Origin of the sequence: Shewanella sp. AS16 (assembly GCF_021412365.1) — a bacterium.
GTDB lineage: Bacteria > Pseudomonadota > Gammaproteobacteria > Enterobacterales > Shewanellaceae > Shewanella > Shewanella salipaludis.
Map to the genome: position 1 here is coordinate 1 of NZ_JAKCLK010000306.1, position 288 is coordinate 288.

At 60.4% G+C, this 288-nt stretch carries 1 pseudogene; it reads right to left on the minus strand.

The features are described 5' to 3' along the window. Window positions 1-288: pseudogene (locus tag LZP73_RS20400) on the minus strand (AMP-binding protein); the annotation flags it as partial.

Genomic DNA, 288 nt, shown 5'->3' on the forward strand with positions numbered 1-288 from the left:
GCACGTCGTCAACGCGCCCGGTGATCCAGTAATAGCCATCTTCATCGCGACGCGCGCCGTCGCCGCTGAAATACATATTTTTGAAGGTGGAGAAGTAGGTCTGCTCAAAACGTTCGTGATCGCCAAACAGCGTACGCGCCTGACCCGGCCAGGAGTCGGTGATCACCAGACTGCCTTCGGTGGCCCCCTCCAGCGGGTTACCTTCGTTATCGACCAGCGCTGGTTGCACGCCGAAGAACGGACGTGTTGCCGAACCGGCTTTCAGCTCGGTAGCGCCAGGCAGTGGCG